General features: G+C 57.1%; 4 protein-coding genes. 2 read left to right on the forward strand and 2 right to left on the reverse strand.

From position 1 onward, the window contains the following. Positions 1 to 2,579: carbamoyl-phosphate synthase large subunit (gene carB / locus VLH40_05455; protein HSV31454.1), on the reverse strand; the 2,579-nt coding region annotated here is incomplete at its 3' end. A 321-nt stretch (positions 2,580 to 2,900) separates the two neighbouring features. Here carB and VLH40_05460 point away from each other — a divergent pair. Next, positions 2,901 to 3,845, forward strand: coding sequence for a hypothetical protein (locus VLH40_05460; GenBank protein ID HSV31455.1), 945 nt, complete (start codon positions 2,901 to 2,903; stop codon positions 3,843 to 3,845). 327 nt (positions 3,846 to 4,172) lie between these two features. Next, entirely contained in the window at positions 4,173 to 5,435 is a 1,263-nt protein-coding gene (locus VLH40_05465; protein ID HSV31456.1) for an HAD-IIA family hydrolase, read from the forward strand. A 494-nt stretch (positions 5,436 to 5,929) separates the two neighbouring features. Here VLH40_05465 and VLH40_05470 read toward each other — a convergent pair whose 3' ends face one another. Next, positions 5,930 to 9,451, reverse strand: a complete 3,522-nt coding sequence (locus VLH40_05470) for a type I restriction endonuclease (protein HSV31457.1) — start codon at positions 9,449 to 9,451, stop codon at positions 5,930 to 5,932. Positions 9,452 to 9,520: the final 69 nt, after the last annotated feature.

Genomic DNA, 9,520 nt, shown 5'->3' on the forward strand with positions numbered 1-9,520 from the left:
ATACGAGCCATGGACAGGCCGCAGACTTTAGAGACGAGGGGAACCGTGCGTGAAGCGCGGGGATTGGCTTCGAGAACATAGACCCGGTCATTTGCGATGGCGTACTGAACATTTAACAGTCCCACAACCTTGAGTTCGCAAGCGATTCTTCGGGTATATTCCTCGATGGTCGCGAGGTGTTTTGGTGGGATATTGACCGGAGGAATAACGCACGCGGAATCACCGGAATGGATCCCGGCCTGCTCGATGTGTTCCATGACCGCCGGGACGAAAGCATTGCAACCATCGGCCAGGGCATCGGCTTCACATTCCAGGGCATCTTTCAAAAACCGGTCGATCAGTATCGGACGTTCGGGAGTGACCTCACTGGCCCGCGCCACATATTCCCGGAGCATTACTTCGTCATGGACGATTTCCATCGCCCGGCCACCCAGGACGAAAGAAGGACGGATGATAAGCGGGTAGTCGATCCTACGAGCGATCTCCAAAGCTTCTTCGATGCTCCTGGCTACTCCGGCTTCAGGCATGGGGATGTTCATGCGGGTCATGGTTTTCCGGAACTCGTCCCGGTCTTCGGCCAATTCGATGCTCGCAACAGTGGTCCCCAGGATACGGACCCCGGCCTGTTCGAGTTCCGCGGCGATATTGAGGGGAGTCTGGCCTCCAAACTGGACAATGACCCCCTCCGGCTTTTCTTCTTCATAAATCGCGAGGACATCTTCAATCGTCAACGGTTCGAAGTAGAGCTTGTCCGACGTATCATAGTCGGTGGAGACGGTTTCCGGGTTACAGTTGACCATTATGCTTTCGATGGCTAAATCCCGCAGGGCGAAGGCGGCGTGGACGCAGCAGTAATCAAATTCAATCCCCTGACCGATCCGGTTCGGTCCTCCCCCGAGAATCATCACCTTGCGCTTGCCACCGGCCGCCGGCTCTTCGGGTGACTTATCGGAAGCATGATAGGTCGAGTAGTAGTAGCGAGCGTCCCCTACTCCGCTGACCGGTATGGAGTCCCACCGGTGCACAATGTCCAGGCTTTTCCGCCGGTTACGGATTTCCTCTTCCGGTATGTTCAGGAGCCCGGCTAAATATCGATCGGCAAACCCGTCATGTTTGGCTTGGATCAGGAGCGAATCGGGCAAGGCCTTACCCCGGAAGGTTAGAATCTGTTCCTCGAGTTTGACCAGATCCTTCATTTGTTCCAGAAACCAAGGCTTGATATGGGTAATTTCGGAGAGCTTTTCGATTTGTGTTCCTTTTCGCAGAGCTTCATAGAGAATAAACTGGCGTTCGCTCGAAGCGTCGCGGAGAAGATCCATCAACTCTTCCAGGGTTTTCCGGTGAAAATCCCGGGCGAATCCCAGACCGCTGCGTCCGATTTCCAGGGAGCGTATCGCTTTATGAAAAGCCTCTTTATAAGTTTTTCCGATGCTCATTGCCTCTCCGACCGAGCGCATCTGGGTTCCGAGCTTGTCATGAGAACCCCGGAACTTTTCGAAAGCCCAGCGGGGAAATTTCACCACTACGTAATTGCCACTGGGGGTGTATTTATCGAGGGTTCCAGCCTTCCAGTAGGGTATTTCGTCAAGAGTCAGTCCCACGGCCAGCAGAGCGGATATCCGGGCGATTGGAAAACCGGTCGCCTTAGATGCCAGAGCCGAAGAACGGGAGGTGCGGGGGTTGATCTCGATTACAACGACCCGGCCGCTCTCTGGATCATGGGCGAACTGGATATTGGTTCCTCCGATCACTTCGATCGCTTCAACAATTGAATATGACCATGATTGAAGCTTTTCCTGGAGCCGGGGGTCAATGGTAAGCATAGGCGCGGAACAGAAGGAATCACCGGTATGCACGCCCATGGCGTCGATATTTTCGATAAAACAAACTGTGATGATCTGATTTTTGGCATCACGGACAACTTCGAGTTCCAGCTCTTCCCAACCCAGGACCGATTTTTCGATCAGCACCTGACCGACCAGGCTAGCCGCGATCCCGCGAGAAGCGATCAAACGCAGTTCCTCCATATTGTATACGAGACCTCCGCCGGTACCGCCAAGTGTGTAGGCCGGTCGCACCACGACCGGATACCCCAGTTCAGCGGCGACAGCCTCTGCTTCCTCGACTGAAAAAGCCGGTTTGCTGGAGGGCACCTCGATTCCCAGGGTATGCATAGTTTTCTTGAAGGCGATCCGGTCTTCACCCCGCTCGATGGCTTCCGGGTTGACACCGATGACCTGTACGCCATATTTGTCGAGGGTGCCGGCGCGGTAGAGTTCGGAGGAAAGATTCAATCCGGTTTGCCCTCCCAGGTTGGGCAACAGGGCATCCGGTCGTTCGATGGCGATGATCTCCTCCAGCCGGGAAGGGTTGAGTGGTTCGATATAGGTCGCATCGGCCATGCCGGGATCGGTCATGATCGTGGCCGGATTGGAGTTGACCAGTACGATTTCATATCCCAGGTCGCGCAGGGCTTTACAAGCCTGAGTACCTGAATAATCGAACTCGCAGGCCTGGCCGATGATGATGGGACCGGAACCGATAATGAGTACCTTGTGAATGTCGTCACGTCTTGGCATGCCGTCGTCTCCTTTAGTTGTCTTTCCATCCATATTCTTAAACAGATGTGAAACAGATGAGGGGGAACCAGTCACTATTATACCGAAAAAAAACCGCTCTCCAAGGTTCGAGCAATAGAATAGAAGCTGACGTACATAGCAGCAGAATTTCGCATTTCCTGGCTTCTTATGTATAACGAGAGTATAACGAGAATCCGCTCATCAACCTTGCCATTTCCCGGCGGTTGCCATACAATGATAAGCCGTCCTGTTGGGAAAATTTTGACCTCAGGAGAGAGGAAGCGGTTTTACCGATCAGTGCATTTACAGGAGACATCGATAGTGCAAGGAAAAGACAAAACCCGCCTGATCGTTAATCCCTATGCTGGCGTCGACTGGTCGGCGATCCATCGCTGCAAGGCAAATTTCCATGCTCATACCACCCGAAGCGACGGGCGGATGACTCCCGCCGAGGTCATTGATGCCTATTGCGATGCTGGGTATGCGATCCTGGCTATTACCGAACACGATCATTACTCGGAAGATATGACCTGGCCCTGGACTCGGTGGAATAGGGATCCGGAGGAGATGGGCATGATCGCGATACCGGGCAATGAATTGTTCCAGATCCATGATGTCGGGAGTTACTGGAACGATTATATGGGCAGCCCCAGCGGAGGAGACGAAGACGAGGTGATCGAGGGGCTTCAGGAGGTAGCAGCCCGGGGCGGCTTGGGGATGTTCTTCCATCCGGGAAGGAATGGGCGGCGTTCGGCCTGGTATGCTTCGTTATACCGGCGGTTCGATGTCCTGGTCGGGGTTGAGGTATTCAACCAAGGTGACCGTCATCCGGATGACCGCCGACATTGGGACCGGCTTCTGAGTCAACTCATGCCGGACCGTCCGGTGTGGGGGTACAGTAACGACGATTCCCATGGCCGGGAACACCTGTTCGGAAATTACCAGGAGATGCTGATGAACACCCTCACTCGTACTGAATTGATTCATTGTATGCAGCGGGGACGATTTACCTTTAGCTGGGAAGCGGGGTGTTCGGGCTTGGCCCGGGCCCCCCGGATAGATTCCATTGATGTGGATGAAAATCAGGCGACAATCACTCTGCATTCAAGCGGTTTTGATTTTGTGGAATGGATCACCGGGCAAGGCCGGATCGTGGGACGGGACCTCGCCTTTTGTTATGCTGATTTCGACGGCCCATTCGTGCGGGTGCGTCTCTTGGGAAGATCGGGAGAAACGCTGACTCAACCGTTTGGATTTTCCACCTGATTATCTTTTGTACTCCAAGGCGAACGACCTCACGGCTCATCGCCGACATCTCTTTATGCCTGACGGTGGCTTTATCCCGGGAATAGGCTAGCTCAATAGCGTCCGCTTCGATGGACCTCGTGAACATAGGTATACACCGGTGATCATACTGAAATATGATTGAGCAGGTGATTCCGGCTGAAGCGCCTGTTAGGGAAGACGGGGAAAAGAGGAGACGGATATATGAAAGTCAAATGTCTCAGGGTCATTTTTGCCGGGTACTGGAGAAAAAATGGCTGATGTGGAACAAAGAAGCTGGAGAGGATACCGGTAAAGGAGTAAAATGCTTTGAAAAGAGAATGGAAAGACGACAGGAAGGGCGAATCGATGAGTCTCGCCGAACGGTATGATGTTTTCGTTTTCGATGGGGATGGAGTCTTGTATCTGGACGATCATCCGCTTCCCGGTGCACGGGAGACGATTGACCGTTTGAAGGGGTTGGGCAAAACCCTCCGCTTTGTGACCAACGATTCATATCCATCGGGTTCTGAAATGGCGGGAAGGCTGGGGAGAATGGGATTTCCTTTTACAACTGAGGAAATTTTCCCGGTTGGACGGGCGATGGCGGCATACTTGGCTGAACAGGGAATTTCCCGGGCATTTGTACTGGGAAGCGCCGGGTTCCAGGAAGAACTGGCGCAGGCGGGAGTGCTGAAGACAACCCATGGGGCCGAAGCGGTGGTGCTCGGATATGATAAAGGGTTGACGCTTGCTGATTATCAACAGGCCGGAAAACTCATCAGCGAAGGAACATTGTTTATTGCCGCCAACCTTGACTTGTCCTTTCCAACCGCTCAGGGGAACCTTCTCGCTTCCGGATCCATCGTCCGGGCCCTGGAGATGGCCACTGGGGTCCGTGCCCGAGTGATCGGTAAACCTTCCTCCTTCATTTTCAGATTCGCCCTACGGGAGGTGGCTTTTCAGCGGGCAGTCATGGTAGGGGATAATCCGGACTCAGACATCATTGGTGCCCACCGTGTCGGTATTTCCGGAGTACTGGTGGGAAACTGGAAAGCTCCCGTCTTTCCCCGCGGTGATTACCGGCGTCCCGAGGCGGTGATATCCTCTCTTCCGGAACTCTTTTCCCCGCATGTTTCTTCTGAAGCCTGGGAGAATCCGGGCTTTCCCTGGCCGGAGAGAGTGGTCCCGGCCGTTGCCGCTTTTATTTTTGACTCCTCCGGAAGGATTTTGTTGATCAAGCGGGTCGATAACGGTTACTGGACGCTCCCGACCGGTCATGTCGAGAAAGGGGAATCGACTGAAGAGGCCGTTATCCGGGAAGTGAGGGAGGAAACCGGCCTCTTCGGTCGGGTTCAGGCCCTCACCGGGGTGCAGTCGGATCCGCGGACCATGACCCTGGTTTCTCCGACCGGAGAGGTTCTGCAGTATGTGACTACCGGCTATCTTTGTGAAGTAACCGGGGGAACACTGTATGGCGCTTCATCCGAAGTCCGGGAGGTTGGTTATTTCCCGGTATCACAGCTACCCCACCCCATGGTCGAGGCTCATCGTTCCTGGATCCGGGAAGCCGAGCAGGCAATCAGGAAGTAAATTAGTGCCAAAAAATATTTCAGAAAATGCCCCCGGGTCCACGTCAAAGTCGTTAGGAAGAAAATAGGAGTAGTCGCCCAGCACATGCAATAAATGGGAATAGGCGACAAGAGCGATCAGTTTAAGAAAAGGGACGACACCCACCAAGAACAAAGGCCCTTCTCCAGACGTAAAAAGAGCGAAATTAAACAGGTCCATTGTTGGGCAACGGGTGCGACTTCCGCGTAGAGGCCATACCAACTGTTTTTAACAAAAATAGGGTTTTTTAGGCCCCGATGAGATCAAAGGCGCGGCCACTGGTTGCGGCTCATGTAACGAAGACCCTTCGCTATATCCAGAAAACCGTTGAGGCGAAAGATTGGTCCTCGTTGTTTTTCATGGGTTTTTTAGTTTCTTTCCAGTTTGCGAAGATGTTCGGAGTTAAGGGCTTAAAGGATGCAAATTTTTTGTCTGAATTTCTTTATCCATTATAAAATTCAAAACATCGCTCCCGATCATGCGTTGACCCCCAACACCTCAATCACCTCCGCGATGACGCGAAACTCGTCGTCGTGGACTTGCCTTAGAATGATCGGAGCAAAGCCTGGATTTTCCGGCAGCAGCCGGATCTCAGTGTGTCGCCAGCCGCCGTCGCCGTCGCTCTCCTTCTTGCTCTCGTAGCGCTTGACCGTGTAGCTGCCTCCTGTCTCGGGATCGTGGATGTCGCGGTGCTGCACCAGGACGATACGCCCCTGGCGGGTGCCCTCAACCGGACTTTGGAAGAGGCACCAGGCGCCGTCGGGAATTCTCGGCTCCATGGAGCGGCCGATGACCTGCGCGACGAACATCCCTGGGCGCAACCGGCGCTGTATGTTGGGCTGAACCCAGCCGTCAGGCTCGACCGCCTCTGCGTCACCAAAGGACCCCGCCGCGGCCTTGAGCGTGAAAAGCGGGACACAGGTGCGGTGCTTGTCTTCTTCTGCCGGCAAAACCCGCTTGAAGGGCTCGACGCCTGGCTTCCCCGCCAGCGCCGCAACCGCGGCAGGCAGGTCGGAGCGGACCTGTTCGTAGACCGTTCTCAGCAGATACTTGCCGATCACGTCCTGGAAGTCCCTGTCATTGATGAACCGCGCCGTGATCTCCTCGTTCTGCTCCATCCGGTCGATGAACAGGCCTTCGAGCGCCTTTAGGAAGACGTAACCGAAGTTCTCCATGGTGTTGGCCATGGCGGCTTGCCGGAGGCCCGCGTCGCCGACCGCGTCCTCGCGGATCGAGTCAAGGAACAGTTGATCGGCGGGTTTGAAGTCGGTTCCGAAGCGCTCGTTGAGGATGTCGATCAGCTTGGAAAGTTCAATCTGCTCGCCGCACGCGATCCCCGTCCCGACCGCCGTCGGCCCGGCCACTTCACCTCCTTGGCCGGCTTCGAGCGGGATTGCCCCCTCGCCGGTCTTCTGCAGCCGGTAGTACTTGAGCGCCACCTCGTCATCGAAACGGTAGGCCGGCCCATGGTCGCCCCGCGGCAGCTTGGCCAGCAGAAACCGGATGTAGGAGTACAGCCTCTCCAGGTCCGAATCCTGGAAGGGAATGACCTGCGACATGAAGGCGTACAGGTTGCGGTAGGTGACCAGGTCTTTGCGGAACGTCTCGCGGGTCTCATCGTCGAGCTGGTTGTAGCGGGAGACCGCCGGGTCGATGCACGCGTTCATCCGTCCGTGGTCGGCGGACGTCTGGCTCCTCGCGGGCTTGTAGAAAACCCTCGAGAACTCCTCCACTTCGGCCGCGTGATAGACCTGCTGGGCGCCGAGCTTGGCCTGCAGCTCATAGAGCTGCCCCGCCTCGGCCCGTTCCCCGATGAGCGTCTGCTCGAAGTAGGGCTGGAACGCGGCGAGGATCTCCTCCGGTTCGTTCACGAAGTCGAGTACGAAGGTCTCCTCTTTGCCCGGGCAGGTTCGGTTGAGACGCGAAAGGGTCTGCACGGCCTGGATTCCGGCCAAGCGCTTGTCGACGTACATGGTGTGCAGGAGCGGCTGATCGAAGCCCGTCTGGTACTTCTCCGCAACAAGCAGGACCTGGTACTCCTCACCGGCGAATCGTTCCGGCAGTTCCTTCTCCCGGATGCCCCGGTTCATCCCGGCCTCGGTGTACTCGACACCGGGCGTGTCGGGGTCGATAACCGTGCCGGAGAAGGCCACAAGCGTCTTGATGCCCCTGTAGCCTTTGTCCGCGATGTACCTGTCGAACGACTGCTTGTAGCGGACGGCGTGGAGACGGCTCGACGTCACCACCATGGCCTTGGCTCTGCCGCCGATCTTGGGCATGGTGAAATGGCGGAAGTGTTCCACCATCACCTCAGTCTTCTGGGCGATGTTGTGCGGGTGCAGGCTCATGAACCGGGCCAGCGTGCGTGCCGCCTTCCGCTTGTCCACCTGGGGGTCGTCCGCGATGGACTTGATGAGCCGGTAGTAGGTCTTGTAGGTGGTGTAGTTCCGGAGCACGTCGAGGATGAACCCTTCCTCGACGGCCTGGCGCATGCTGTAGAGGTGAAACGGCTGTGGCTTGCCGTCGACGCCGGGTCGTCCGAATACCTCGAGGGTCTTGTACTTTGGGGTAGCCGTGAAGGCAAAAAAGCTGATGTTGGGCTGCCGCCCGCGCTTGGCCATGGTGCGGAGAATTTCTTCCTCGTAGTCGGGCAGCCCCTCTTCTTCAGATCTCCGGCAGGCTTCCTCCTTGAGCGCCGCGCCGCCGAGCACGCCCTTCAGTTCGGTTGCCGTCTCGCCCCCCTGCGAGCTGTGGGCCTCGTCGATGATGACGGCGTAGCGGCGCCTGGGGAGGTCGCCGATCTTCTCCGTCACAAAGGGGAACTTCTGCAGAGTCGTGATGACGATGGGCACTCCTGCTCCTAGCGCCCCGGCGAGCTGGGCGGAGTCCACGTCGATCTTTTGAACCACTCCCTGTTTGTGTTCGATCTGGTAGACCGTGTTCTGGAGCTGCTGGTCGAGCACCACGCGGTCGGTAACGATGATGATCGAATCGAAGACCTTGTTGTCCTGTGTGTCGTAGAGGCTCGCCAGCCGGTGGGCGACCCAGGCGATGGAATTGCTCTTGCCGCTGCCGGCCGAGTGCTGGATCAGATAGTTGGCGCCCGCGCCCGTCACGCGGGCATCGGCGATGAGCTTCCGCACGCAGTCAAGCTGGTGGTAGCGGGGGAAGATCATCGTTTGGCGCTGGACCTTCCGGCCTCCCAGGCGCTTCTCGTCTGTCTGCAGGTGGACGAAGCGCGTCAGGATATCAAGCAGGCTGGCGCGTTCGAGAATCTCTTCCCACAGGTAGGCCGTTTTCCACCCGTGCGGGTTCTCCGGATTGCCCGCGCCGCCGCTGCAGCCCTTGTTGAAAGGCAGGAAATGTGTGTTCCGGCCCGCGAGCCGCGTCGTCATATAGACCTCGTCCGGGTCCAGGGCGAAGTGGACGAGGGCCCGCTTCTTAAACTGGAAGAGCAAGTCCGCCGGATCGCGGTCCTGCTTGTACTGACGGACGGCGTCGCGCCAGGTCTGGCCGGTCAGCGGGTTCTTGAGCTCCGCGGTGGCGACCGGGATGCCGTTTAAGCCAAGCGTTACGTCCAGAGCGCTGCCATGGCGGTTCGAGTATCGCAGCTGACGCGTGATGGTCAGACGGTTGGCGGCGTAGAGACGCAGCGTCTCCGGGTTCATGCCGCTCGCCGGCGCAAAGTAGGCCGCGCGGAAGAGCTTCCCGAAGCACTTGAACCCGTGGCGGAGGACGGACAGGCATCCCTGGTGGTCGGAGTCGAGCGCCCGGCAGAGGTCATCCAGCAGAATCGATTCGGCCTTGTCCTTCTGCAGACTCTTGAGGTACTCCCACTCCTTGGGCTGGGTCTCCCGCACGAAGGCGAGAAAGACACCGGCGTCGAGGCAACGCTCGCGGTCGAAGGCGTCCCGGTCACCCCGGGCATAACCGCCGGAGGAGACCAGGTGCTCCTCGATGGCCGATTCGAACGCGGTTTCGGTGTAGGGGCGCGGCATCAGAAAGCCTCCTCCCAAGTGTAATTACGTGCCGCACTCATGGCAGGTCAACCCCCAGGCGGGAGGCAT

The organism is Atribacteraceae bacterium (assembly GCA_035477455.1).
Classification (GTDB): domain Bacteria; phylum Atribacterota; class Atribacteria; order Atribacterales; family Atribacteraceae; genus DATIKP01.